Source organism: Psychrobacter sp. ANT_WB68 (genome assembly GCF_008369115.1).
Lineage (GTDB): Bacteria > Pseudomonadota > Gammaproteobacteria > Pseudomonadales > Moraxellaceae > Psychrobacter.
Window position 1 is genome coordinate 477,061 of sequence record NZ_VOAZ01000001.1, and the last position, 25,109, is coordinate 502,169.

Genomic DNA, 25,109 nt, shown 5'->3' on the forward strand with positions numbered 1-25,109 from the left:
ACTTACGGTTGAATGAGACCATGACGAATGGCCAAATGGGTCAGCTTCACATCGCTATCGACCCCGACTTTTTCATAAATACGATAGCGATAGGTATTGATGGTCTTAACACTGACAAATAACTGATCAGCAATTTGCTGCGGACTTTGGCAGTTCACTACCATCATTGCGACTTGTTTTTCGCGGTCACTTAATAAGTCAAAAGGCGAGCTGGCATTATCAGAAAGCAGTACGTCCGCCAATTGTTCGGCCACGTCTTGACTGAAATAGCGCCCGCCTTGATAGATTTTTTTGACCGCGCGTATCATCTCATCCAGTGGCGTGCCTTTGGTAATATAACCATTGACGCCTGCTTTGATGAGCATCGAAGGGTAAGGCTGCGCTGACATGCTGCTGACGGCTAATATTTTGATACCCATATCCAGCTGAACCAAGCGTTTGGTGGCTTCAAGACCACCAATATTTGGCATATTGACATCCAGCAATATCACATCAGGACGCAGCTGTTTTGCCATTTTAATCGCCATGTCACCGCTATCTGCTTCGCCGACCACTTCGATATCGGCACTATCTGCCAGCATACGACTAATGCCCATCCGCACCAAATCATGATCATCTACTACTAATACTCGAATCATAGTTATACTCTTTTCTATCTGTCAGAATAAAGGGCGCATTGCTAATCTAAAGCTACTTAGAATGTTTTATTTTATCTCGCTCTACTGCCTTACTATAAGAGTTAGCTCGCATAAAAGTATCCATTAGCAAATACCCTTATATTAAGCGTCATGCTTGAATATTGACTTTGCAATGAAGCCCTTATAAGCTTAAGTGTAATGCTATATTGCGCTAATGTTAATTAATATTGCTGTAATATAAAGTAAATGTAGTAAAGTTTGAATGTGGCTAAAAAATGACATCTAATTGATTTAGTAGATTAAACTTAAATGCAAACCATGATACACTAAAAATACAAAAACTCTATGTGAGTATCTACAAACACATCCATAAACGCTACGTACGTTGTTGCTGTTAGTCAGTATGTAACTGATTCACTCACTAATAGCATCACGGCAGCAGGAGGCATAATGAAGCAACTACCATTAACCAAACAGCAATTAATCGCTGCTATGATTTCATTGAGTTTGGGCAGTGTCGCACAAGCCGCACTTACGATTAATGGTAGTGCTAGCTCAGAGTCTAGTGCTCGCATGAGCTGGGGCGGTGCCGATAGCTTGTCTGAAGCTCGTAGCATCATGTACAAAGCCAATAATAGTAATAATGGCACGGCGATTAAAAAAGTAGATAGCGGTTACGGTACGACCAATATCACCAATACCAATAGTTTTGGTAGTAGTAATAATAGCTTTAACAATACCAACAACTATAACACCACCTATCGTGGCAGTTTTGGTAATAGCAACATGATTCCTATCAGTACCGATTCGCGTAGTGTGGCGGTCATCGATGCTGAAACGGGCGAATCTATCTACGAAAAAGCTGCTGATATTGCCCGACCAATGGCCAGTATCACCAAAGTCATGACGGCAATGGTGGTTTTGGATGCAGGTTTGGATATGCGTGAAGAGATAACCCTTGAGCCAGAAGATTTCGTTGGCCCTAAACGTGCCAGCTCAAACTTGAAATCAGGTGATCGTCTTAATCGTGCTGAGATGCTGTTAATGGCATTAATGAAATCAGAAAACCCAGCGGCAAAAAGTCTAGCGCGTAATTATCCAGGTGGTTATAACGCCTTTATCCGTGCCATGAACCGTAAAGCACAAGACTTGGGCATGACCACTGCCTTTTTCGGTGATCCAACCGGTCTTGATAAGCGTAACGTTGCCTCATCAAATGATTTGGTGAAAATGGTTCGCGCTGCTGGTAACTACGATGTGATTCGTCGTTTTTCTACCACCAAAAGCTATGATTTTTACGTCTCTAACTTCTCAAGCGGCAACCGTACTTATAAAGCCAATAACACCAGCAGCTTAGTGCGTGATGGTAGTTATCCAATCGGTATCTCAAAAACAGGCTTTATTAATGAAGCAGGTAATTGCGTGGTGATGGAAACCCGCGTTAATAATCGTCCTGCGATTATTGTGATTTTAGGCGCGAACAGTTCAGCGACGCGTTGGGGTGATGCCAAAAATATCTTAAACAGTTTGGCGACTCGCCGTACGGTGTAAGCTTACTGTTTTAGCATTTATAAAAAAGGCTGTTATGCGATATAACAGCCTTTTTATTGTGTTGAATTTAGGAAAAACAATATGATTCAAGCATCGACTGCCAAACCAACTCCAAAGCTATACTTACTCACTAATGACGATGAGTTTGCAGTTTTATATCCTAAATTAGAAGCCGCATTAGCAACAGGATTAATAGCGCTATTACAAATTCGGCGTAAAAAAATCTTACAATTGGCGGATGGTGCATTAAAACTACATGATGAAGCGCAGCAAATAGTCCGCTTAGCGAAAACTTATAAGGTTCCAGTCGTCATTAATGATGATATGAAACTTGCCGAAAAACTCGGTGTTGGTGTGCATTTAGGTCAGCAAGATGGGGATATCAATCAGGCTAAACATCAATTAGCGCCCCAACAGATTGTTGGTCGTACCTGTCATGGTGAGGTAGCGCTGGTCAAGGAAGCAAAAAAAGAGGGCGCAAGTTATGCCGCCATGGGGGCAATTTTTGCGTCAAACACCAAACCCAATGCCAATGTCATCTCACGCCAGCAGCTCATTGAAGGCTGTGAGCAAGGGATTGATATATGTGTGATTGGAGGCTTGAGCGCAGAGAACATTACTGAATTGTCAGGTTTGCCAATTGCTTATGTGGCAGTCGTTGGTGATATTATGGACTTGCCTATGCATCAAATTGCCGCTCGTTGTCAGCAGTGGCAGCAGGCGCTAAACATGTGGTATGCGCCTGCTTGATAAAGTATTAAATTAAAATAACGCTGCAATATTATTCAGCATGTTTCATGCAAAGTGTGGCGTAAGGTAAAGCCTGCAAGCGTTGCACTTCAATGTGCTCGCCGCATACTTCACATTCACCATAAGTGCCGTTTTCAATACGGCTTAGCGCATTTTCGACGTACATTAAGCTTTGACGGGCTTCGCCCATTAAGTTTGTTCGCATGTCGTTTTGACGATAAGCGATGGCTTGATCTTCCCAATGTTCATTGAGGTCGTCTTGCGGGTTTTGAATATGATCTTTGATTTTATCGATACGAGTTTCATATTCTTCTTTAAGTTTTAAGAGTTCTTGTTTGGCAGTGTTGAGATCGATACTCATTGTATTCTCCTAATGGGTTATTTTTATTGTTGGCATTATTTATTATAACTGGCCGCTTGATGGTACAAATTCATTTTTATCATCATAAAAGCTGACTTAATCATAAACCGCCTCATTGCTCAGTACCACCACGAAATGTTACTGATCTCTAGTGAGATTGAGCAAATTTTTTTAACAATAAACTATTCAGCAAAATTTATCGCAGGTTCGTTATGAGCAGCCGCTAGAAAACTGCTAGAATACACCGCCTCAAATTCTTGCTTGGTCACTTTTATAAAACCATGCATAAAAACAACCGATTAGACAATTTGATAAATATTTTTCAGCAATTCGTAAAAAGCCACACGTTAGATTAACCATAGATGATGCATAGGAGCAGGTAATGAATTTTTTGCGTATGAGTGAGCTGAGTTTAACGGATAAAGTGGTATTGATTCGTGAAGACTTAAATGTGCCTATTAAAGACGGTAAAGTCACCAGTGATGCTCGCCTGCAAGCCAGTTTGCCTACCATTAAAATGGCGCTAGAAAAAGGCGCGGCGGTGATCGTTTGCTCACACCTTGGTCGTCCAACTGAAGGTAGCCCTGAGTCGATCTACTCGCTAGCCCCAGTCGCTGACTATCTGAGTGATAAATTGGCCGCGCAATTATCAAAGCCCGTTAACCTAAGTAACGACTATCTTACTCAAGGTGTGGCGATCAAGGCAGGTGAGGTAGTATTGCTGGAAAACGTGCGCTTTAATAAAGGCGAAAAGAAAAACGATGCGGATTTGGCGCAGAAATACGCTGATTTATGCGATGTATTCGTGATGGATGCATTTGGCACCGCCCACCGTGCGCAAGCATCAACAGAAGGCGTTACTCAAGCCATGCATCAAGCGGGAAAAACAGCTTGCGCTGGACCTTTATTGGCGGCTGAGCTTGATGCATTGAGTTTAGCGCTAGAAACCCCAGCACAGCCGATGTTGGCAATCGTTGGTGGCTCGAAAGTATCGACTAAACTAGAAGTACTACATAGCTTGGCTGAAGTATGTTCACAAATTATCGTTGGTGGTGGTATTGCCAACACTTTCTTAGCAGCGCAAGGTCATAGCGTTGGCGCTTCTTTATATGAAGCAGACTTGGTTGAGACGGCTCGTGATATTATGAGTAAAACTGAGATTTTATTGCCAGAATATGTGGTTGTCGCTGATAAAAACGATATTGATTTTGCGGACTTTACTGGCTCATTACAGCAAGCCACTGCGACTATCAAATCTGTCGATGCGATTGGCGACACTGACATGATATTAGACATCGCCCCAGAGAGTGCTAAGAAATTGGCTGATGCCATCATCAATGCAAAGACCATCTTATGGAATGGTCCAGTCGGCGTTTTTGAAGTCGATGCTTTTGGTCAAGGTACGCAAATCGTGGCAAATGCGGTTAAAGACAGCCAAGGCTTCTCGATTGCTGGCGGCGGTGATACCTTAGCGGCGATTGATAAATATCAAGTGGCTGATGGGGTCAGCTACATGTCAACGGGTGGCGGGGCGTTCTTAGAATTTGTAGAAGGTAAAGTTTTGCCCGCAGTCGCTGCTCTACAGATTAGTGAGTAACGCCTTAACGATACTTAGTAGATGAGTAACATTAGCCGTACAACCTAGCCCCAATATCTAAGGTAGGCTGTAACGATAATATTGTGGCTACTATTCTTATCTTATTGTTTTAAGTACGATAAGCAGGAATTGTCATTGATTATTATTAAGTAGTAATTATTTGTTTCTATACTGAAAATTGTTATTGCATGTCTAATTTGCACTCTATAAAATAGCGCAAATCATGTATTTGACATGCTTTATTTACGAGAGGTTTATTATGTTAAAACGCCATTTGTTACTTGCTAGCGTACTTGCTGGTACTTTTGCAATCACGGCATGTAGCCAAGAAACACAAGATAAAACGGCTGCTGCTGCTGATTCTGCTGCTGAAGACACTGCGGCCAATACTGAAGAAGCTGCTGCTAAAACTGAAGCTGCTGCTGCTGACGCTGAAGTCGCTGCACAAAATGTTGGTGCTGACATTGCAGATAATGCTGAAACAGCCGGTGCTAATGCTACGACTGCCCTAGAAAACACGGGTGAAGCGGTTGTGGTAGGCGCAAATGAAGCCGTTGCCAATACTGCTGGAGTGGTTGCCGATGGCGCATCTGCTGTTGAAGATAAAGCCAGTGAAAACGCAGTAGAAGCAGAGCAGCAGTACTAATTAATTGCTAAGCAGTTATATTACTTTAATAAATAACTTGCATTAATAGCGCTTTAATTAACAGCTATTTTATAAGCCCTCAAAATACTAAAAAAGCTTTGGTGATGACCAAGGCTTTTTGCGTTTTATAAATTCATCATTTATAGCATTCTTTTCGATTTGTTTTTTCTGTCCTATCAAATGTTATAAAAGCTTTACTTTTTATTTTACTAGGCAAAAAGTAAAGCAAAATGAATAAGCGGTAAGCCTAAGCAGTTAAATCAATCAGCTCAAGAAATAGTCGCGCAACCGCTACGAAGCATGGGCAAAATTTGCTATAATCAGCGCGTGATGAATACTAGCAAAAATCCTGCATTTTTATTGCTTGTTCTATAACGTCGTAACTACCCTTAATATAGTGTGACAGCGATTATAGGGCAATTGCTACCCTCTATCATTTACAAGCATTTATTTTAAAATCTAATCAGAGAGCGTCTTATGGCCTTAATATCTTTACGTCAACTTTTGGATCATGCCGCTGAACACAGCTATGGTGTCCCTGCCTTTAACGTCAATAACTTAGAGCAGATGCGTGCCATCATGATGGCAGCCGACGCCTGTGACTCACCTGTCATCGTTCAAGCCAGTGCTGGTGCACGTAGTTATGCAGGATCCGCGTTTTTACGTCATCTGATTATTGCTGCTATCGAAGAGTGGCCGCATATTCCAGTGGTGATGCATCAAGATCATGGTATGTCACCTGCTATCTGCCAGCGCTCAATTCAGCTTGGCTTCTCATCAGTGATGATGGACGGCTCGCTCGGTGAAGATGGTAAAACGCCCATGGACTATGACTATAATGCTAGCGTGACTCGCGAAGTGGTCAAAATGGCACACGCGTGTGGCGTCTCTGTAGAAGGCGAGATTGGTTGTTTGGGTAGTCTTGAGACCGGTATGGCAGGCGAAGAAGATGGTTCTGGCGCAGAGGGTGTATTAGACCACGAGCAGCTATTGACCAGTGCTGATGAAGCTGAGCAGTTCGTTAAAGATACCAATGTTGATGCGTTGGCCATTGCTATCGGTACCAGTCATGGTGCTTATAAATTCACGCGTCCACCGACAGGTGATATCTTATCAATTGAGCGCGTAAAAGAGATTCATGCTCGTATTCCTAACACCCATCTGGTCATGCATGGCTCATCATCAGTGCCGCAAGAATGGCTCAAAGTCATCAATGAAAACGGTGGTAACATCGGTGAGACTTATGGTGTGCCCGTTGAGCAAATCGTTGAAGCGATTAAGCATGGCGTACGTAAGGTAAATATCGATACCGATTTACGTTTGGCATCGACGGGCGCAATCCGTAAATTCCTTACAGAAAACCCAAGCGAATTTGATCCACGTAAATACTTTAAAGCTTCTATGGTAGCGATGTCAGATATCTGTACCAATCGCTTTGAGGCTTTTGGTTCAGCAGGTCAAGCACACAAGATTCGTCCAATCAGTCTTGAAGGTATGGTCGATTTTTATAAATAAGCTTGTCGGCAGGATATGCTTATTTAATGATAGTAGAGCCGCTTATTTTTATCGCAGGTTCTATAAGTAGTTTCTATATTTATATTTTATATTTAGTTTCTATAAAAGGTGGTGGATGATGATAGGATTGATTAGCGGACAGGTGCAGTATTTGATGGCACCGACTGCCTGTGTCATGACCACCTCTGGTGTTGGCTACGATATAGAGCTACCGCTACCGTCATTTTGCCATTTGCGTCTCAACGAGCAGGCGAGCATTTGGACGCACTTTCATGTGCGTGAAGATGCGCAGCTGCTTTATGGCTTTATCGATCGTAAAGAGCGTGATGTCTTTCGCCAGTTGATTAAGATTAATGGCGTTGGCGCAAAAATGGCGCTGGCGATGTTATCGGCGATGTCAGCTGCTGAGCTAAAGATGCATGTCGAGCAAGAGTCAGAAACTGCATTGACACGTATCCCAGGCATCGGTAAAAAAACGGCGCAGCGTTTATTGATTGAGCTAAAAGACAAGCTGAAAAATATCGAAGTTGATAACAGTAATTTAGAATTTGCGATTCAGCCTGCGCCCGTTTCTGCCGAAGGCAGTATCGTCGCTGAGGTGGAAGGTGCGTTGATTAGCTTGGGCTATAAAGAAAGAGAAGCGCAGCAAGCCATTAAAGCTGCTAAGAGTAATGGCGATACGTTTGCAGATACACAGAGCTTGTTAAAAGCTACCCTGAAGCAGTTTCAAAGTTTTAAGTAACGGTATTTTTATAACAAAGCAGTGATTAAAAAGTGAATAAAAATAAGCGACATTAGATGTCGCTTATTTTCGTTTTAGGCGGTGCTTAATGATGTTTCGCATGACTTATGCGTGGCGTTTGGTTATGCTATTTATTACTTAATCTTTTAAAATAATGATTTAAATATAATGATAAAACCTATGATGCAAGATCGTTTGATTAATCCGCTCGAAGGCGATGGTGATGCGCCTGATTCTAATATTCGACCGGCATTATTGGCTGAATATATTGGTCAGCCAGCGGTACGTGAGCAGATGGAAGTCTTTATTGGTGCAGCACGCGGTCGGGGCGAGGCATTAGACCATACGCTGATTTTTGGCCCACCAGGCTTGGGTAAAACCACCCTTGCTAATATCATTGCTCGTGAGATGGGTGGTAACCTGCGTTCTACCTCAGGGCCTGTGCTTGAGCGCCCAGGTGATTTGGCAGCCATGTTGACCAATCTAGAAGAGGGTGATGTACTCTTTATCGATGAAATCCATCGGTTGAGTTCGGTCATTGAAGAGATATTGTATCCAGCGATGGAAGATTTTCAGCTCGATATTATGATTGGTGAAGGGCCAGCGGCGCGTTCTATCAAGCTTGATTTACCGCCCTTTACCTTGGTTGCGGCAACCACGCGAGCAGGGCTGCTGACTTCGCCATTACGTGATCGTTTTGGTATCGTACAGCGGCTAGAGTTTTATAATATTGCTGACCTGACAACGATTGTTAGCCGTGCCGCACGCTTGATGCGTGTACCGATGAGTGAAGATGGCGCGGTGGAAATTGCTCGCCGTGCGCGTGGTACGCCAAGGATTGCCAATCGTTTATTACGCCGTGTGCGCGATTATGCTGAAGTGAGAGGTGATGGTAGTATCAATGGAGCGATTGCGGGCAGTGCGCTAGATATGTTGGCAGTTGATAGACGTGGTCTGGATCACTTGGACAGACGTTATATTGAGATATTGCATGAGCGTTTTGATGGTGGTCCTGCAGGTGTTGAAGCAGTAGCGGCAGCGATGGCTGAAGATAGAGGTACGCTTGAGGACGTGATTGAGCCGTACTTGATTCAACAAGGTTATGTGCTGCGTACTGCACGTGGTCGTGTATTGACCCAGATGGCGATTGATCAGATGTTATAGTGTTAAAAACTAACATAGCAAACATAAAAAATGCGTCTACGTTTAATTGAAAAGTTAAAGGTAGGCGCATTTTTATTGCTATAAAGCTTTCTATTGCTGAACATTGTTAATGTTTAGATACAGTCTCAGGCCATATTTTCCCTGGATTTAAAATATTTTTTGGATCAAGTGCTGATTTAATCGCTTGCATCATCACCAAAGCATTACCGTGCTCTTGCTGCATATATTTTTGCTTGCCTTGTCCAATACCATGTTCACCCGTACAAGTACCATCCATCTCAATAGCACGCATGGCAAGGCGGCTGATGATACCGTCAGCTGTGGCGACTTCTTCAGGATTGTTGGTATCGACCAATAATAAAACATGAAAATTACCATCGCCTACGTGACCGACGATAGGTCCAATCATACCAGAAGCTTCGATGTCTTTTGCTGTCTCACTGACGCATTCTGCTAAGCGTGAAATGGGCACGCAGGCATCAGTGGATAAAGCACTGGCTTCAGGTCTGAGAGCGGAGCTGGCATGATAAGCGTTATGCCGTGCTTGCCACAGACGTTTGCGCTCGGCTTCATTGGTGTCCCAAGCAAAGTCGCGACCACCAAACTCTTCTATGATATCGGTAAAGATTTGCGCTTGCTCAGCGACGCTGGCTTCTGTGCCATGAAACTCGATAAACAACGTTGGCATCTCAAGCAAATCAAGATTGTCATATTGATTACAAGCTTTAATTTGCATGGCATCAAGTAGTTCAATACGCGCGATAGGTAAGCACATTTGAATGGTTAGCATCACTGCCTGACAGGCATCTTCGATAGTCGGAAAATGACAAATGCCACTGCCGATACATTCGCTAATCCCAAATAATTTGAGTGTGACCTCGGTGACGATACCAAGCGTACCCTCTGAGCCTACCATTAACCGTGTCAAATCATAACCAGCGGCAGATTTTTTGGCACGTGTACCCGTGCGGACAATGTCTCCGCTGGCGGTGACGACTTCAAGTGCGAGTACCACATCTTTCATGGTGCCATAGCGTACGGCGTTGGTACCTGATGCGCGAGTAGCGACCATACCGCCGATACTGGCATTGGCACCAGGATCTATGGGAAAAAACAATCCTGTATCGCGTAAATAGTGATTGAGCTGTTCACGCGTGACCCCAGGTTGTACGGTTACCGTCAGGTCTTCATTGTTAACCTGCAAAATGGCATCCATAGCATGCATATCAATACACAGTCCGCCATAAGGCGCGTTTAATTGACCTTCTAAAGATGAACCAATACCAAAGGCAATCACTGGCGTTTCATATTCATTGCAAATTTTAACGGCAGCAGCGACCTCATCTTTGTTTTGTACTGTCAAAACTGCATCTGGTGGCTGATTGGCCAACCAAGTCATCGTATGACCATGCTGCTCACGTACGGTTTGATTAAGACTGAGTTGTTTGCCGAAGCGTGTTTGCAAAGCCGCAATGGCGTCACTATGATCTGGCTTTATGGAATGATGAGGCTGAACAGGCGACGTAGCTGATACGGTCGACATAGATGAATTCTCCATATAAAACGTGTTTTTAACTGAGTAAACGCTATCAAATAAGATAAAAAATTAAGCTCTTAGTCATTTTGATTGCTCTTTAACAACAATTAAAATGACTGAGAGCTTATTAAATTAAGATTTAAATTTTATAACTATTAACGAGTATTCATTGCCATTAAAAAACCAGTAATCTAGGCTAGAACCCGCCAAATAACGACAAGAATAGCTAATAGGTAAAAGATAGGCGCAAACCAACCAACCTGTGTAGCGATAGCAATGAACACGGCAAACCCTGAAAGCGCTAGCCAATCACGGCGACGGTCATTGAGCATATCGGCGCGAATCTGCTGTATTTCTCGCAGTTGGCTGTCTTGGCGCGATCCTTGTGAAGCAAGGCTTTGTAAACTCTGATCTAGTAGCTTAGGAATATCAGTCGTTGATAATAGAATCTCTGGCAACTGCTGACGCAAATGTTGCAAATTACGCATCGGATCGAGCTGCTCTTTAATCCAGCTGCTTAGGATGGGCTTGGCAAGTGACCAGATATCAAGATCAGGATATAAATCGCGACCGAGTCCTTCCACATGCACCAGAGTTTTAAGTAGTAGCATTAATTGCGGTGGAATACTCATATGATGGCGGCGAGCGATATCTAAAATCTGCATTAAGACACCAGCAAAGTCGATATCGTTAATAGATTTTTGCAGCATCGGACCGACGGTACGTTTCATATCGCGCATCAAGGCATGCTTATCGGTATTGGGCGGTATCCATCCAGCACGGCTGACGATATCAACCATCGCCGTAAAGTTGTTATTCATCACCGCCAACAGCATGCGCGCGACGATAAGCTGGTCGTCTTTTGATAACGTACCCATGATGGCGCAATCAAGCCCGATATAGCGTGGTTCATGACCTAGGTCAACCGCTGCCATATCTGCAGTGAGGGTTTTGACTGGTGGCGTCTCTACAAAGACATTACCCGGGTGCATATCGGCATGGAAGAAATTATCGCGAAATACTTGGGTAAAAAATATCGTTAAGCCTTTTTCTGCCAGTGCCGCACGGTCATAACCCAGTTGATCAAAGACTTCAACCTGCGAAATAGGAACGCCTTGGATACGCTCCATAACCATCACGTTTTTAGCTGCATCATAGACTTCAGGTACATACATCAGTGCTGAACCCAAAAAGTTATTGCGCATCTGGGTGGTATTGTCTGCCTCTAACGTCAAATCCAATTCATTGAGCATGACTTGGCGATAATCTTCGACAATATCGACGATATGTATGGCACGTGCTGCTTCGATACGCGCCGATGCCCAATTGGCAAGCTCACGCAGTAGTTCAAAGTCTGCAACGATGGTGGCGCGAATATCAGGGCGAACCACCTTTACCACCACCTCACGCCCATCATGCAAGGCGGCCGTATGTACTTGGGCAATAGAAGCAGCCGCTAAAGGTTTGACGTCAAAACGCGCAAACAAAGTCGCAATAGATTGACCAAGTCCGTGCTTGGGGTCTTGAATTTGGGCAATGGCAACATCAGAGTCGAAAGGTTTGACCTTATCTTGTAGCTGCACCAATTGCTGGATAATCTCAGGCGGCACCAAATCACGGCGCGTCGAGAGCAATTGTCCAAGCTTTAAGAACAGCGTACCCATGTCCTCAAGCGCATACTTTATAGCATTTGATTGGTGTTTTTTACCCCACGCGGCTGGATGCAAACGGATTAAACGCGCCAAAGGTTGTAGCTGCGGCGCTTCTTCGACAGACAGATGTGTATCAATGCGATAAGCGGCGGCAATACGCCAAAGTTCAAGTAAACGGGCGCGATGAGATAATAGCATGGGATATAAGTACTCTAAAAAATTCAAAAATAGGGTAGACGTTATGATTGTTTATAAGTCGTGCTTAAACAATCATAACGTCTACTTATTATTTATTATTGGCTAAACGTGCTTGCTCATCTTTGATCGCTAGGAGCTTAGCTTCTTCTCGTTCAACGTCAGCACGCAGCTTTAACAACTGCTGTTTAAGCTCATTCACTTCTGCTGCTTGCATAGGGTCAGGACCAACATTACCCGCCACATCATTGGCCCAATCGCTGACGTCATTAAAAGCGCGTTTGGCACTATGACGCCAACTGCCTTTGAGCTGCGATATCAGCAAATGTAACTGACTGGCCATCGTCTTGCCAATAAACGGCTCAAGTTGTCCCGCGACATCAGGATCAAAGCCTGCCACCAGTTGTTTTAATTGCATCAGCACTTTGTAATCACCAGCGATAGGCAAGTTGCCTTCTGTACCACGCATGAGGTTGAGCAGTTGGGCTGGATTATCAACGGTAATGATGCAGTCTGGACGACTATGACCGATTCGCGCTTTATCAAGATTGGCCTTTTGGCGCTCATTCATACTGCCACTTGGCTCAAACACACTCTCAGTCATGACTGGTTCAAAGCGCAAACGCTCGTCGGTAAATAAGACGTCCAAATTCACCTCAGGCATGGCCATATTCAGTCGCAATACTTTACCAGCAAGTGGCGCTAAACCTGCTTTAGTAATCTCATCACTGCCAATGGCAAGGTTGATCAGCTTTTCGGCACCGGCCAAGAGTAAGACAGTCAGCATAAGGCTCTCGCATATTTAATTGAGCGCCTTTAGAAAAGCGCTAGGTTTATCGGGGTTTGTGATGGCGAGCACAGATATTTGCTAGGACTGCTTTTATCTTATCGTCACTTTTATCGTTATGCTTTAAAGCCGCGATGTACCGCAACGATACCAGCAGTCAAGTTATGATAATCACAGTTCTCGAAGCCTGCTTGTTGCATCATTTGTTTGAGCGTTTGCTGATCGGGATGCATACGAATCGATTCCGCCAAGTATTGATAACTTTCTGCATCATTGGCAATCAGCTTGCCCATGATTGGTAAGGCAGTAAACGAATATAAATCGTAGGCTTTCGATAATGGCTCAAATACGGGTTTTGAGAACTCTAAAATCAATAAACGACCGCCTGGCTTGAGCACACGATACATAGATTTTAGGGCAGCGTCTTTGTCCGTGACATTACGCAGACCAAAGCTAATAGTAACCAAGTCAAAGCTTTCGTCATCAAAAGGCGCTAATGTTTCAGCATTGGCCAGTACAAAATCCACATTATTACAGCCGGCATTGATAAGGCGCTCACGACCCACTTCTAGCATCGCCGCATTGATGTCTGATAATACCACATGACCGTTGCGACCAACTTCACGGCTAAATACTTTGGCCAAATCACCCGTACCGCCCGCGATATCAAGCACATGCTGACCGGCGCGCACGCCTGATAAGCTGATGGCATAACGCTTCCATAAACGATGAATACCAAAAGACATCAAGTCATTCATAATGTCATATTTTTTGGCGACTGAGGTAAAGACATCAGCGACGCGTGCTTGCTTTTCAGCTTTATTGACCGTCTTATAACCAAAATGCGTTTGCTCATTCCCATCAGTTTCAGGCGTATGCGGATTATTGATGTCATCACGCTGGTTAAATAGCGTTTGCTTGGCAGTATGTGCTTGCGCAGAAGTAGGGTTGTCGCTGTTGTTTATCGTGTTTGGCATAGTCGTTTGTTGACCTTGTGGGGTTCCAGTTGGTAAGTCTTGCACTTGAGTAAAGTCATTATTATTGTTATCGACTGCGGCGTTTGCATTAAGCGTCGCACTAGAGCCTTGGTTTTGACGCGCTTTTACTTGAGCGGTGATTTTTTGACTATTTGTGATACTGTCTTTGACCAATTTATCTTGCAGATGAGCATGAGAAGTAGCATGAGTTTCAGTATTATTATTTGAATGATCAGTCATCGCATTATCCTATTATTCGTTTTTATGATGGCATATGTAAGCACTGTTTGAGCATTAGTGAATCACTATACAGTGCCGTTAGCCACGTGAATTATTGACCCTATCATACACCAAACGCTGTTGGCTTACCGCCATTATCCGTGTCATGAACCTCGTCAATAATCTCAAGTTCACGCTCACAAAATGGTTCAATAAAACTGCTCACACTTTTTAGCGGCTTCATGGCTTTAAAACCCGTATCTATAAAGTCGTAAAGTGGCTGAAAGTTATAGCGATACGCGGTGCCTTTAGCCAAGGTAAACGCTTTTTTGAGCATAAATGAGTTTAAGTGCTTGTCAGTGCGGTAGCAGACCTCTTTAAGGTTGCCAATCTGTACGCGGCGCTCGTCTGCTTCATCGACAGCACGATAGGCGGCAAGCATGTTTTCTTCATTAACGGGTAAGTCTTGGGCAAGCAACCACTCGGCCAAGTGTAAATCGAGCTCAACCGCTAAGATAGCTGCTTGAATACCCATACTACCAGCTTCTAAAGAAGACTCTTTAGCAAGGCGCTCAAGTTTTTGGGCTTTAGGAAGGATACGTTCTAACTGCTCCGCCAATACTTTGAATTCATCGCCACCATAAAGTTGCGTTAAGAAATAATCTGCCATCAACTGATTTTTTGGTTGTTCAAATAGGTCGCTATGCGTACGCTCAAGACGCGCTTGTTGCCATGATTGCACTTCTTTAAGCTTAGTGTTCAAGGCGGCGTTTTCATGATGTGGTAGTGTCCAAAAACGGTTTAAATGCTGTTGTAAGTTGGCTAAAGCAGACATGGTAGGTAATCCTATAAAAAGTAAAAATAACAATCAAACAAATTGATGATAAAAGGGGTGAGATGGTACTAAATTTTATATTTATCGGCAGCTCTTAAAGCATGCTCTCAAGATTTTGTTCACCTTAAAAGAAAATAAAGCAGAATACAAACGCCAAACTGTTACATAGCAGGGTTATTTACTGAATTGGCGCAGTGCTATGATTAACTGACATGGTTATTCTAAGTCATTTAAAAAAGCAAGCGTTCATAAAAACCTTCAATAAAAAAAGTATAACAAGGTGTGGAATATTATCTAATAATAGAGCGAGTATGGATATGAGCAAAAAAAATGATACTACTGAATCTCTAGCGCCACAAGCCGTCAGTGCCCAGTTTAGCGAACACGTTGTCGAGCAGCGTTTAACGCCCAATCCGTTAAATCCCTTTTCTATGGACAAAGATACACTAAGATTGGCATTGGTCACGGCACAATTTGCTCTACGAGCCACGCGGCAACAAACACCGCCAACCATCAATAAACCAACGGGACTATTGGTGTTGGTCAACGGTATGGAGCAAGCAGGCAAGGGGACGGCGGTCACGCAGCTGCGGCAGTGGGTAGATCCGCGCTTACTCAAAGTTGAGGCAACCATCGGTGATTGTCCATTAAAGCATCAGCCGATTTGGCAGGTGCATACCAAGTCAATGCCGCGTCATGGCGATGTGATGGTTTATTTTGGCAACTGGTATGCTGATTTGCTTTATAACGTCATGCGTATGGCCACTTTAAAAAGTGAAAATAAGGAAGCTGGCAAAAATAAAAACAGCAGCGACAAGAATAAAAAATCAAAGAATAAAAAAAGCGTAGACGTTAAAAAACTACCTATTACTGAATGGCAGGATTATTTGCAGGAAGAGCTCACTAAGTTACAAGCCTTCGAACAAGACCTCGCTGCTAATCAAACCAAGCTGCTCAAATGTTGGTTTCATGTCGATATCGAGACTTTGCAAGCAAGGCTCAATGACGCCGAAGTTGATCCAAAATTTTTATATCAAATTGATTGGCATAATGCAGCGGTGGTTGCACAGTTTAATGAGGTGGCAACGGCGTTGTTACGGCAGCAGGGTGATTGGATTATTATCGATGGAAAGGATAAATCACAAGCAGCCACGCTTTTTTGTCACGAAGTCTTGCGTGCGATGCAGACAGCGCTAGCAAGTAGTCGGATAGAAGAAAGTAAACAGGTTAACCCAGTTATAAATTTCGACCCAGTAAAAATACCTAAAATCTTGATAGATATCAATGACACAGACATAGATAAATCTGAATATCATGAAGCACTTGCCGATAAGCAAGCACGTCTTGCTGAATTGCTGCGTGCGCGCAAAGGTCGTCATGTGGTATTTGCGTTTGAGGGCATGGATGCTGCTGGCAAGGGTGGCGCTATCAAAAGGTTGGTCGCGCCGCTCGATCCACGTGAATACCAAATTTATAATATTGGCGCGCCGATGTTGTATGAGTTGCAGCATCCTTATCTATGGCGTTTTTGGACCAAACTGCCCGATGAGCAAACCGATCGTATCAGCCGTATCGCTATCTTTGACCGTACTTGGTATGGGCGTGTATTGGTCGAACGTATTGAGGGCTTTGCTACTGATGAAGAATGGCAGCGTGCTTACGATGAAATCAACCGTTTTGAGGCGGATTTGGTGGCAGCTGGTAACATAGTCATTAAATACTGGCTCGCAATCGATAAAAAAGAACAGCTTAAGCGCTTTGAAGCGCGTGAAGAGACCCCGCATAAACAGTTTAAATTGACTGATGATGATTGGCGCAATCGTGATCAATGGTCAGATTATGTGCAATCGGCGGCTGATATGCTGGCACGCACCCATACAGAGGACGCCCCTTGGTGTGTTATTGCGACCAATGGAAAGCAGCAAGCACGTTTGGATGTGTTGGACCATGCGATTCAGCAGCTATCTTCCGCACTATCTAAGAGTGAGTAGCGTGTCGATTGCTATTGTCACCAAAGTAGGCACAATTGTTCTTACTAATAAATCGCTACGGTGGTTTTTTGACCCAGAGAATCTATGAAATGTAACAACAATTTTTCACTAAATTTATCGCTTTTCTAAGCTAAATATTTACAGTTACAAATCTCGCAATATCATCATGCATTATGTGTCTATATTTAATATAATAGGCGCGTAATGACTTCTGCTTTTTACTGAAAAAGCGGAATCATCGGATAGGGCATTTTTATATAAACGCCTTAATCATTAGCAACAAATTATTCATCACCAACGCTATCACTTTAAAACCTAAGCCGCAAGCTGCTGTAATCGGACGATTTGGCAATACTACTTGCGGCTTTATGGCATTTTATGTGATGGGTTTTTTACCTCATGTTTTTATCATGGGTGATATATCAATAAGATATGACAGGCCAATGATTCAAACCAGTGTTTTAAAATAGTATTTCAATAAACAAGTTCAAAAAACAGTGTTTCAAAAACACGTTGCGTACACGCTATCATAATGTTGGGTGGTGAAAAAAACATCATCCCTAGCGCCGCAATGTCATCAATCACATATAATTTCAATCAGCTTACGCAGGACGTATCAACGTATGGGTATTAGCAGCAGTTCTACAGGACCAACCAAAGCAGTCGGTTCTATGAGAATCAATCTATTTTTTGCCATTTTACTGATTGCGATGACCGCTTACTTTTTGTGGTGGGGTCTAGATTACACCATGCATCAGCAGACGACGCTATTTATCGTAGCGACGGCTTTTGGTGTGTTTATGGCATTCAACATCGGTGGTAATGACGTCGCCAATTCCTTTGGTACCTCAGTGGGTGCAGGGACGTTGACGATTCCGCAAGCCTTGGGTATTGCGGCCATATTTGAAGTATCGGGCGCGGTGCTAGCAGGTGGTGAGGTTACCGATACCATTCGTAGCGGCATCGTTGATTTAGATGGTCTATCGGTATCGCCCAACCAGTTTATTTATGTCATGCTTTCAGCGCTTATCGCTGCTGCATTTTGGTTGTTGTTTGCGACCAAAAAAGGTCTGCCCGTTTCGACCACTCACGCCATTATCGGCGGTGTCGTTGGTAGCTCGGTGGTATTGGGTATCACCTTAGGTGGTACCGAAATGGCGCTATCGACGGTAAATTGGGGAACGATTGGTACGATTGCTATCTCTTGGGTTATATCACCGCTACTCGGCGGCTTATTTTCCTACCTTTTATATGGTCAGATTAAGAAAAATATCATTGAATATAATGATAGAACTGAGGCACACATTGCGACCCTAAAAGGCGATAAAAAAACGCTAAAGCAAAATCACAAAGAATATCTGGATGGCCTGACTGAGTCAGAGCAATTGGCTTATACGTCGGCAATGTTACGTGATCAAGAAATCTATAAAGATGATGATTGTGACGTTGAAGATTTAGAAACCGACTATTACAAACAGCTGTATGAAATTGAAAATGAACGCACCAACCTTGATACCCTAAAAGCATTAAAGCAATGGGTACCTATCATTGCGGCTGCTGGCGGTGCGGTCATGGCTTCTTTGGTTATCTTTAAGGGTCTGAAAAACGTCAATAATGGCATGACGACGCTGCAAGGCTTTTTAATCATGGGTATGATCGCGGCGCTAGTATGGCTTGCGACCTATATTTATACCAAGAGTATCCGTGGTAAACATAAAGAAGACTTGACCAAAGCGACCTTTATTATGTTTAGTTGGATGCAAGTCTTTACCGCCTCTGCTTTTGCTTTTAGTCATGGCTCAAACGATATTGCTAACGCCGTCGGTCCTTTTGCTGCAATTATGGACGTTATCCGTACCAACAGCATTGCTACCGAAGCGGCAGTACCACCTGCGGTGATGCTGACCTTTGGCGTGGCGTTGATCGTTGGTTTATGGTTTATTGGTAAAGAAGTCATTCAAACAGTCGGTACTAACTTGGCAAAAATGCATCCCGCTTCTGGCTTCTCAGCAGAATTGGCTGCTGCTGCTGTGGTAATGGGTGCTTCGACCATGGGTCTACCAGTGTCGAGTACGCATACCTTAGTTGGCGCGGTACTTGGTATCGGTATCGTCAATAGAGATACCAACTGGGCGCTGATGAAGCCTATCGGCTTGGCATGGATTATCACCCTTCCTGCGGCAGCTACGATGTCTGCAATCAGTTATATCGTGTTAACAAAAATATTTTAGAGCTAAGCTATACAGTATTTGAATGTTCACTTACTGGTTAGAGTAATAAAAAACGCTTATTAGCATCATGCCGATAAGCGTTTTTTTATATCAAATAAAGTCTAATCGGTGCCAAACTGCTTACGTTTTTTGGCAAAGAAGCGCTCTAAGCGATCCATAGCATCCTCTAAGTCATGCAGGTTGGGCAAAAATACCAAGCGGAAATGGTCAGGTGCATCCCAGTTAAAGCCCGTACCTTGCACCATTAAAACGTTTTCTTCCACCAGTAAGTCCATCATAAACTGCATATCGTCTTCGATAGGATAGACTGCAGGATCCATTTTTGGGAAGCAATAAAACGCGCCTTGCGGCATGGTACAAGAAATACCTTTAATGGAATTGAGGCGTGAGACTGCCATTTCGCGCTGCTTATACAAACGCCCTTTTTTAGAGGTCAAATCTTTCATACTTTGATAACCGCCCATCGCGGTTTGAATCGCATATTGACCTTGGACATTGGAGCATAGGCGCATAGACGCCAGCATATCTAAGCCTTCAATAAAGTCAGCAGCATGGTGTTTTTTACCAGAAACCATCATCCAACCGGCACGAAAACCTGCGATACGATGCGATTTTGATAAACCATTGTAAGACAATACAAGCACATCGTCGGTCAAGGTGCTCATCGGCGTATGCTCCATATCATCATAAAGAATACGATCGTAAATTTCATCAGCCATAATAATTAAATCATGCTGTTTTGCAACCTCGATAATTTGCAGCAGTAATTCATCACTATACAGCGCACCGGTTGGATTATTAGGGTTAATAACCACGATGCCTTTAGTTTTAGGCGTGATTTTAGATTTGATGTCTTCGATATCAGGGTGCCAGTTGTCGTCTTCATTACAGCGGTAATGGACGGCAGTACCACCAGATAGGTTAGCCGCTGCTGTCCACAGTGGATAGTCTGGCATTGGAATGAGCACTTCATCACCGTCATTCATCAACGCCTGCATGGTCATGACAATGAGCTCAGAAACTCCATTACCCAAATACACATCACGGACATCAACGGCAGATAGCAGCCCTTTTGATTGATAATATTGCAATACCGCTTTACGGGCCGCAAAAATCCCTTGCGAGTCTGAATAGCCCGTTGCGTCTGGCAAGTTCATCGCCACATCACGTAAAATCTCATGCGGTGCTTCGAGACCAAAGGGCGCCGGATTACCAACGTTCAGCTTTAAAATACGTTTACCTTCCGCTTCCATTTTATTGGCCATCTGTAAAAGAGGGCCACGAATGTCATAGCAAACGTTTTGTAATTTATCGGATTTTTTTATTGTGTTCATAGAGTGCCCACTCATAGGGTTGTTTTGTGAATTTGTCGCGTTAGTATGCTTTTTCGTTGAAACAGGCGTTGGTACTGCTTGATTTGTCATTGGTTGAGCGGCGGTAATTTGAGTATTACGCATTTCATTTTTATTATTAGCATTTACGCTTTGAGTTGAATCTGCGTTGCTAGCAATGTCGCTATCGATGTCAGTATCAATATTCATATCACTTTGCCACTCACCACGTAAAAGATAGCCTTCGCTACAACCTAAGATACGCGCTAGAGTCGGCAGCTTCGATGACACAATACCATTTGTCCCACGTTCCCAATTAGAGATAGCCCCGCGACTGACCTTTGCACCTGCTGCGGTCATCGCTTGCGCCAATTGCTCGGCCGTCATGCCTTTATCGCGGCGAAGTTGTACCAATCGTTCGGCTTGCGTGCTTTTGCTAGCCTGCAACTCTTTGCTATCAGCCATCATTATTTATACCTTCTATTAACCAACCAATGCGTTTGTAATAGGAAATGACCAATAGGATGATTAGCCATAACTTAATACCAATGCAAGATATTATTGCAAAATAGCTTCTGATGCAAGTATCTAAATAGTATCAGTAGAAATAATTTATAAATTGCAAGAATAACTTGCATATATGGGTTCAGCGGCTTTCTTTGAGACATTTTCCTAAACCATTATTTTTGTTTTATTGAGCAGTTGAGTAAGCATTAGTTAAATAGTAATAGTAATAGGAAAATGGGCGACTTACTAACGCAATAAAATTACAACTTTACTCATTTAGGCAGCAAAGTAATTTGCTATATTCTACTTCTATACATTTTTATAAAATTCTTAAAATCTCATCCTAGATGCTGACAGCGTGCGCACTTTTATAATCTATACCTTGAATAGTCAGCCAATCAGCAGCAGATAAAGGCTATCGTTTTTATAAGAACGAACGATAAATTTTTGTTAGTAGATGATGCATAGCAAACAAGATAACCCATCATTCAAATAAGGATAAACGATGCAGGACAATCAATTAAGCAAAGAAGAAATCAGCCAGCTGACCGAAGCGGACTGGAAAGAGCGCTTGAGTGCTGAAGAATATCATGTGATGCGTGAGAAGGGCACAGAGCGCCCATTCACTGGCGTCTATAATGACGTCGATGATAAAGGTATCTATCGCTGTAAAGGCTGCGGTGCGAAATTGTTTGATGCTGATAGCAAGTTTGACGCCGGTTGCGGCTGGCCAAGCTTCGATCAGGGCATCGATAATAGCGCCATCGATGAGCATATCGACGACTCGCTAGGCATGCGCCGTACCGAAGTGACATGCAGCAATTGTGGCGCGCACTTGGGTCACGTATTCCCTGATGGGCCACGTGAAACGACTGGCATGCGCTATTGCATCAACTCAGTGTCTATCGATTTAGATAAGTCTGAAGAATAGTGACAGCAGCGTGTAAGCTAGCGAAGTAGTAGTAAAAAGAGTAGGGAGTATTGATATCTCCCTACTTATTATTAATATCCCTAAGCTTATTAAACCTATTAATCACAGTGTCTAATGCTTGATAGCAAAAAAAATAACTCATTTAAGGATGAATAATGAATACTATTTATGATTTTACTGCTGAGCGTATCGACGGAACGACACAAAATTTCTCTGACTATGAAGGTCAAGTGTTGTTAATCGTTAATACCGCAAGCAAGTGTGGCTTTACACCGCAGTTTGAGGGTTTAGAAGCGCTGTATCAGCAATATAAAGATGAAGGTTTAATGGTTGTTGGCTTTCCATGCAATCAATTTGGTAACCAAGATCCTGCTAGTAATGGTGAAATTGGGGAGTTTTGTGAAAAGAACTATGGTGTGAGCTTTCCGATGATGGCAAAAATTGATGTTAATGGTAAAGATGCCCATCCGATTTTTGAATGGCTAAAGAATCAAAAGGGTGGATTACTCACTGATGGCATCAAATGGAATTTCACTAAGTTTTTAATCGACAGTAAAGGGCAGGTAATTGATCGTTATGCACCAACAACCAAACCTGAAGCGCTTAAATCCGATATTGAGCAAGCGCTGGCTACAAAATAGCTATTAAAGCAAAAAATATCACAGGTTTTTTTAAATTATAAAGTGAATAGAAACAGTTGCTTATAAATTTAATTAATCAAATAAGCAAAAATCTGCGACAAAAATAAAAATAGTGTTTGACAGCCATGCGTAAATCTATATAATACACACCCACAGCAGCAGAGCTTAGTGACAAACTTAGAGCTCTGTTAATGTTGAATAAATTGCCTAGCAATTGTTCGAAGGGTGATTAGCTCAGTTGGTAGAGCGTCTGCCTTACACGCAGAATGTCGGCGGTTCGAATCCGTCATCACCCACCACTATTTAGTATAGCGTTACTTTTAAGTAATAAGCTAAGTGGTTAAATAAACTAAGTACGACCTAAGCAGCGGTAGTTCAGTTGGTTAGAATACCGGCCTGTCACGCCGGGGGTCGCGGGTTCGAGTCCCGTCCGCTGCGCCATATTTAAAACTTAGTTTTAATACAAAAGTTTCAACCTCAAGTATTCATTTACTTGGGGTTTTTTTGTGCGTGCTTATTTTTGAACATCGAAATATTGGATTCAAGACATGTCTTTTTACATAATAGGGATTAGGATGTAAAGCTTGATGTCAATCGAACAAGATTAGAGTTTTTTTCTTCTTATCATGTCATTAATAAAAGTCGACATAATTTCAATAATAAATCCATACAAATACTAATGAATTATATTACCAATATAAGATAAATTAGTATATTCTTATATCCGTATACAGTAGTATACTGAAAGTAGTAAACAAGGATAGTAAACTCATTATTTTGTTGTCAACTAGGAATGGCTTCTATGTCAAAAACAACATCACAGTTAAATAAGTCAGATAAAAAAGTTGCTTTAGTCACAGGTGCACTTGGAGGTATCGGTACTGCTATTTGTGAAAAGTTAGTGGCTAGTGACTACCATGTCATTGCAACTTTAAGTGAAGATGATCCAGAGCGTATAAAAAAGTGGTGCAGTGATAATGGACTTGACTCGGATAATTTTGAGTTTCTTGCCGTTGATTTGAGTAATCATGAAACCGCGATGGCAGCCATTCAACAGACAATCGATAAGTATGACAGCATTTATGCTTTGATAAATGGAGCGGGTATCACTAGTGATAGTAGCTTTAAAAAAATGAGCTTTACGCAATGGAAAGAGGTAATTGATACTAATTTAACGTCTCTTTATACTATTGTTCATCCTGTTTTTTTAAAGATGCTAGAACAAAAAACAGGCCGCATTGTCAATATCAGTTCAATAAATGGCTTGCGTGGTCAGTATGGGCAGACGAACTACTGTGCCGCTAAGGCAGGTATTATTGGATTTACTAAGGCCCTAGCATATGAAGGTGCCGCCTCATTAATTACCGCCAATGTCGTCGCTCCTGGATATACACATACACCCATGGTAGAAAGCGTGCCTGAAAAGATCATGGATAAAATCAAAGAAACTATTCCAATGAATCGTTTAGCCAATGCAAACGAAATCGCCGCTGCTTGTATGTATCTTATTAGTGATGAAGCTATATTTGTCACAGGGGAAACAATATCAGTTAACGGCGGTCAATATATGTCTTAACTTAAGTGTCATATAAGTTATATATATTGTATTTCTAAGTAGTATCATCAAGTCCTCTTAACAATCCCCTCATGGAGAAATAGTATGTCACAACCTAATCCTCAAGATTTTCTTAATCAGTTCAACCAATTTAGTGGCGATACGCAAAAAATGTTTGAACCTTGGACAAAATTAAATCAAGCATTTTTGAAAAACGCAGAAATGATGACTGAGTTTTCACTTAATACTATTAAGTCTTACTCAGAAATGGGTCTGGAAAATATGCGCCAAGTTGCGGGTATAGACTCTCCAGAAACTGCGAAAGACTTTAGCGACAAGCAAGCAGAAATGCTGAATGTCATCAGCCAGCAGATGTTAGCAGACGCTCAACGTATGTCAGAGCTTGGCAGTAGTATGCATGATGAAGTTATAAAAGTTATGGGCGATGTTCAGGGTCAAACCACTGAGCAAATGCAAGCTAACATGCAAAAAACTGCTGATCAAGCAACAAAAGCAGGTCAAGAGTATGCAGCAAATATGAGCAAGATGGCTGAGCAAGCTTCAGGAACCGTAAAAGCTGCTACAAAAACAAATACTAGTAATACCACTACTGAAACTAACACTACTGGTACTACGAATACAAAAACTGGTACTGCTGGTGCTAGCAGTACTGGGAAATCGACTAATAGATAGCTGTAATTATAATGACTGTCAATAACATCATTCATTGATTCAGTTATGTTATAAATCGTCATC

The 25,109-nt window shown here is 42.6% G+C and carries 21 protein-coding genes and 2 tRNA genes; 15 read left to right on the forward strand and 8 right to left on the reverse strand.

Annotated elements, in window-relative coordinates:
- Window positions 1–2 precede the first annotated feature (2 nt).
- Complete coding sequence (locus tag FQ084_RS02070) at window positions 3–638, reverse strand: response regulator (protein WP_149488971.1); 636 nt, start codon at window positions 636–638, stop codon at window positions 3–5.
- A gap of 450 nt (window positions 639–1,088) precedes the next feature.
- On the opposite strand from FQ084_RS02070, the gene FQ084_RS02075 reads away from it, so the two are divergent.
- Together FQ084_RS02075 and FQ084_RS02080 are read left to right on the forward strand one after the other, a co-directional pair.
- Window positions 1,089–2,189, forward strand: a complete 1,101-nt coding sequence (locus FQ084_RS02075; protein WP_149488972.1) for a serine hydrolase — start codon at window positions 1,089–1,091, stop codon at window positions 2,187–2,189.
- A gap of 81 nt (window positions 2,190–2,270) precedes the next feature.
- A complete protein-coding gene (locus FQ084_RS02080; protein WP_149488973.1) occupies window positions 2,271–2,939 on the forward strand; it encodes a thiamine phosphate synthase in 669 nt (222 codons plus the stop codon).
- A 31-nt stretch (window positions 2,940–2,970) separates the two neighbouring features.
- On the opposite strand, the gene FQ084_RS02085 is transcribed toward FQ084_RS02080, so the two are convergent.
- Window positions 2,971–3,300, reverse strand: coding sequence for a TraR/DksA family transcriptional regulator (locus tag FQ084_RS02085; RefSeq protein ID WP_149488974.1), 330 nt, complete (start codon window positions 3,298–3,300; stop codon window positions 2,971–2,973).
- Between the two features lie 382 nt (window positions 3,301–3,682).
- On the opposite strand from FQ084_RS02085, the gene FQ084_RS02090 reads away from it, so the two are divergent.
- From FQ084_RS02090 to ruvB, 5 genes are all read left to right on the forward strand, one after another.
- On the forward strand, window positions 3,683–4,897 hold the full coding sequence (locus FQ084_RS02090) for a phosphoglycerate kinase (protein WP_149488975.1): 1,215 nt from the start codon (window positions 3,683–3,685) through the stop codon (window positions 4,895–4,897).
- 259 nt (window positions 4,898–5,156) lie between these two features.
- Complete coding sequence (locus FQ084_RS02095) at window positions 5,157–5,543, forward strand: hypothetical protein (protein WP_149488976.1); 387 nt, start codon at window positions 5,157–5,159, stop codon at window positions 5,541–5,543.
- Between the two features lie 477 nt (window positions 5,544–6,020).
- Window positions 6,021–7,058, forward strand: a complete 1,038-nt coding sequence (fba, locus tag FQ084_RS02100) for a class II fructose-bisphosphate aldolase (protein WP_149488977.1) — start codon at window positions 6,021–6,023, stop codon at window positions 7,056–7,058.
- Between the two features lie 118 nt (window positions 7,059–7,176).
- On the forward strand, window positions 7,177–7,800 hold the full coding sequence (gene ruvA / locus FQ084_RS02105; RefSeq protein WP_149488978.1) for a Holliday junction branch migration protein RuvA: 624 nt from the start codon (window positions 7,177–7,179) through the stop codon (window positions 7,798–7,800).
- A gap of 183 nt (window positions 7,801–7,983) precedes the next feature.
- Window positions 7,984–8,964 (forward strand): Holliday junction branch migration DNA helicase RuvB, encoded by a 981-nt coding sequence (ruvB, locus tag FQ084_RS02110; RefSeq protein ID WP_149489571.1) that lies wholly within the window; start codon window positions 7,984–7,986, stop codon window positions 8,962–8,964.
- Between the two features lie 106 nt (window positions 8,965–9,070).
- Here ruvB and FQ084_RS02115 read toward each other — a convergent pair whose 3' ends face one another.
- From FQ084_RS02115 to FQ084_RS02135, 5 genes are all read right to left on the reverse strand, one after another.
- The gene (locus tag FQ084_RS02115; protein ID WP_149488979.1) at window positions 9,071–10,507 is read right to left on the reverse strand and encodes an FAD-binding oxidoreductase; all 1,437 of its coding nucleotides are present in this window, start codon (window positions 10,505–10,507) and stop codon (window positions 9,071–9,073) included.
- 185 nt (window positions 10,508–10,692) lie between these two features.
- Window positions 10,693–12,351 (reverse strand): ABC1 kinase family protein, encoded by a 1,659-nt coding sequence (locus FQ084_RS02120; protein WP_149488980.1) that lies wholly within the window; start codon window positions 12,349–12,351, stop codon window positions 10,693–10,695.
- An 88-nt stretch (window positions 12,352–12,439) separates the two neighbouring features.
- A complete protein-coding gene (locus FQ084_RS02125; protein ID WP_149488981.1) occupies window positions 12,440–13,135 on the reverse strand; it encodes an SCP2 domain-containing protein in 696 nt (231 codons plus the stop codon).
- Between the two features lie 116 nt (window positions 13,136–13,251).
- On the reverse strand, window positions 13,252–14,352 hold the full coding sequence (gene ubiE, locus FQ084_RS02130) for a bifunctional demethylmenaquinone methyltransferase/2-methoxy-6-polyprenyl-1,4-benzoquinol methylase UbiE (RefSeq protein ID WP_149488982.1): 1,101 nt from the start codon (window positions 14,350–14,352) through the stop codon (window positions 13,252–13,254).
- A 103-nt stretch (window positions 14,353–14,455) separates the two neighbouring features.
- Window positions 14,456–15,166 carry an FFLEELY motif protein gene (locus FQ084_RS02135; protein ID WP_149488983.1) on the reverse strand — a complete coding sequence of 237 codons (711 nt, stop codon included), beginning with the start codon at window positions 15,164–15,166 and terminating at the stop codon, window positions 14,456–14,458.
- A 317-nt stretch (window positions 15,167–15,483) separates the two neighbouring features.
- On the opposite strand from FQ084_RS02135, the gene FQ084_RS02140 reads away from it, so the two are divergent.
- Window positions 15,484–17,157 (forward strand): ATPase, encoded by a 1,674-nt coding sequence (locus FQ084_RS02140; protein ID WP_149488984.1) that lies wholly within the window; start codon window positions 15,484–15,486, stop codon window positions 17,155–17,157.
- 623 nt (window positions 17,158–17,780) lie between these two features.
- Window positions 17,781–19,388, forward strand: a complete 1,608-nt coding sequence (locus FQ084_RS02145; protein ID WP_149488985.1) for an inorganic phosphate transporter — start codon at window positions 17,781–17,783, stop codon at window positions 19,386–19,388.
- 101 nt (window positions 19,389–19,489) lie between these two features.
- Here the strand turns inward: FQ084_RS02145 and FQ084_RS02150 are convergent, their stop codons facing one another.
- Window positions 19,490–21,187 (reverse strand): aminotransferase class I/II-fold pyridoxal phosphate-dependent enzyme, encoded by a 1,698-nt coding sequence (locus FQ084_RS02150; RefSeq protein WP_149488986.1) that lies wholly within the window; start codon window positions 21,185–21,187, stop codon window positions 19,490–19,492.
- Between the two features lie 544 nt (window positions 21,188–21,731).
- Between FQ084_RS02150 and msrB the strand changes: the two genes are divergently transcribed.
- The 6 genes from msrB (at window position 21,732) to FQ084_RS02180 (ending at window position 25,046) form a co-directional block, all read left to right on the forward strand.
- Window positions 21,732–22,157, forward strand: coding sequence for a peptide-methionine (R)-S-oxide reductase MsrB (msrB, locus tag FQ084_RS02155; protein ID WP_149488987.1), 426 nt, complete (start codon window positions 21,732–21,734; stop codon window positions 22,155–22,157).
- 155 nt (window positions 22,158–22,312) lie between these two features.
- The gene (locus tag FQ084_RS02160; protein ID WP_149488988.1) at window positions 22,313–22,798 is read left to right on the forward strand and encodes a glutathione peroxidase; all 486 of its coding nucleotides are present in this window, start codon (window positions 22,313–22,315) and stop codon (window positions 22,796–22,798) included.
- Window positions 22,799–23,021: 223 nt separating this feature from the next.
- Window positions 23,022–23,097: transfer RNA gene (locus FQ084_RS02165), tRNA-Val, on the forward strand.
- Window positions 23,098–23,162: 65 nt separating this feature from the next.
- A tRNA-Asp gene (locus tag FQ084_RS02170) sits at window positions 23,163–23,239 on the forward strand.
- 361 nt (window positions 23,240–23,600) lie between these two features.
- The gene (phbB, locus tag FQ084_RS02175; RefSeq protein ID WP_149488989.1) at window positions 23,601–24,374 is read left to right on the forward strand and encodes an acetoacetyl-CoA reductase; all 774 of its coding nucleotides are present in this window, start codon (window positions 23,601–23,603) and stop codon (window positions 24,372–24,374) included.
- 84 nt (window positions 24,375–24,458) lie between these two features.
- Window positions 24,459–25,046, forward strand: a complete 588-nt coding sequence (locus FQ084_RS02180) for a phasin family protein (protein WP_149488990.1) — start codon at window positions 24,459–24,461, stop codon at window positions 25,044–25,046.
- The last annotated feature ends 63 nt before the right edge of the window (window positions 25,047–25,109 follow it).

Excerpts from the sequence above, each read along its gene's own strand:
- FQ084_RS02070 (WP_149488971.1), bottom strand. The coding sequence starts at position 638 with ATGATTCGAGTATTAGTAGTAGATGATCATGATTTGGTGCGGATGGGC.
- FQ084_RS02075 (WP_149488972.1), top strand. The coding sequence starts at position 1,089 with ATGAAGCAACTACCATTAACCAAACAGCAATTAATCGCTGCTATGATT.
- FQ084_RS02080 (WP_149488973.1), top strand. The coding sequence starts at position 2,271 with ATGATTCAAGCATCGACTGCCAAACCAACTCCAAAGCTATACTTACTC.
- FQ084_RS02085 (WP_149488974.1), bottom strand. The coding sequence starts at position 3,300 with ATGAGTATCGATCTCAACACTGCCAAACAAGAACTCTTAAAACTTAAA.
- FQ084_RS02090 (WP_149488975.1), top strand. The coding sequence starts at position 3,683 with ATGAATTTTTTGCGTATGAGTGAGCTGAGTTTAACGGATAAAGTGGTA.
- FQ084_RS02095 (WP_149488976.1), top strand. The coding sequence starts at position 5,157 with ATGTTAAAACGCCATTTGTTACTTGCTAGCGTACTTGCTGGTACTTTT.
- fba (WP_149488977.1), top strand. The coding sequence starts at position 6,021 with ATGGCCTTAATATCTTTACGTCAACTTTTGGATCATGCCGCTGAACAC.
- ruvA (WP_149488978.1), top strand. The coding sequence starts at position 7,177 with ATGATAGGATTGATTAGCGGACAGGTGCAGTATTTGATGGCACCGACT.
- ruvB (WP_149489571.1), top strand. The coding sequence starts at position 7,984 with ATGCAAGATCGTTTGATTAATCCGCTCGAAGGCGATGGTGATGCGCCT.
- FQ084_RS02115 (WP_149488979.1), bottom strand. The coding sequence starts at position 10,507 with ATGTCGACCGTATCAGCTACGTCGCCTGTTCAGCCTCATCATTCCATA.
- FQ084_RS02120 (WP_149488980.1), bottom strand. The coding sequence starts at position 12,351 with ATGCTATTATCTCATCGCGCCCGTTTACTTGAACTTTGGCGTATTGCC.
- FQ084_RS02125 (WP_149488981.1), bottom strand. The coding sequence starts at position 13,135 with ATGCTGACTGTCTTACTCTTGGCCGGTGCCGAAAAGCTGATCAACCTT.
- ubiE (WP_149488982.1), bottom strand. The coding sequence starts at position 14,352 with ATGACTGATCATTCAAATAATAATACTGAAACTCATGCTACTTCTCAT.
- FQ084_RS02135 (WP_149488983.1), bottom strand. The coding sequence starts at position 15,166 with ATGTCTGCTTTAGCCAACTTACAACAGCATTTAAACCGTTTTTGGACA.
- FQ084_RS02140 (WP_149488984.1), top strand. The coding sequence starts at position 15,484 with ATGAGCAAAAAAAATGATACTACTGAATCTCTAGCGCCACAAGCCGTC.
- FQ084_RS02145 (WP_149488985.1), top strand. The coding sequence starts at position 17,781 with ATGGGTATTAGCAGCAGTTCTACAGGACCAACCAAAGCAGTCGGTTCT.
- FQ084_RS02150 (WP_149488986.1), bottom strand. The coding sequence starts at position 21,187 with ATGATGGCTGATAGCAAAGAGTTGCAGGCTAGCAAAAGCACGCAAGCC.
- msrB (WP_149488987.1), top strand. The coding sequence starts at position 21,732 with ATGCAGGACAATCAATTAAGCAAAGAAGAAATCAGCCAGCTGACCGAA.
- FQ084_RS02160 (WP_149488988.1), top strand. The coding sequence starts at position 22,313 with ATGAATACTATTTATGATTTTACTGCTGAGCGTATCGACGGAACGACA.
- phbB (WP_149488989.1), top strand. The coding sequence starts at position 23,601 with ATGTCAAAAACAACATCACAGTTAAATAAGTCAGATAAAAAAGTTGCT.
- FQ084_RS02180 (WP_149488990.1), top strand. The coding sequence starts at position 24,459 with ATGTCACAACCTAATCCTCAAGATTTTCTTAATCAGTTCAACCAATTT.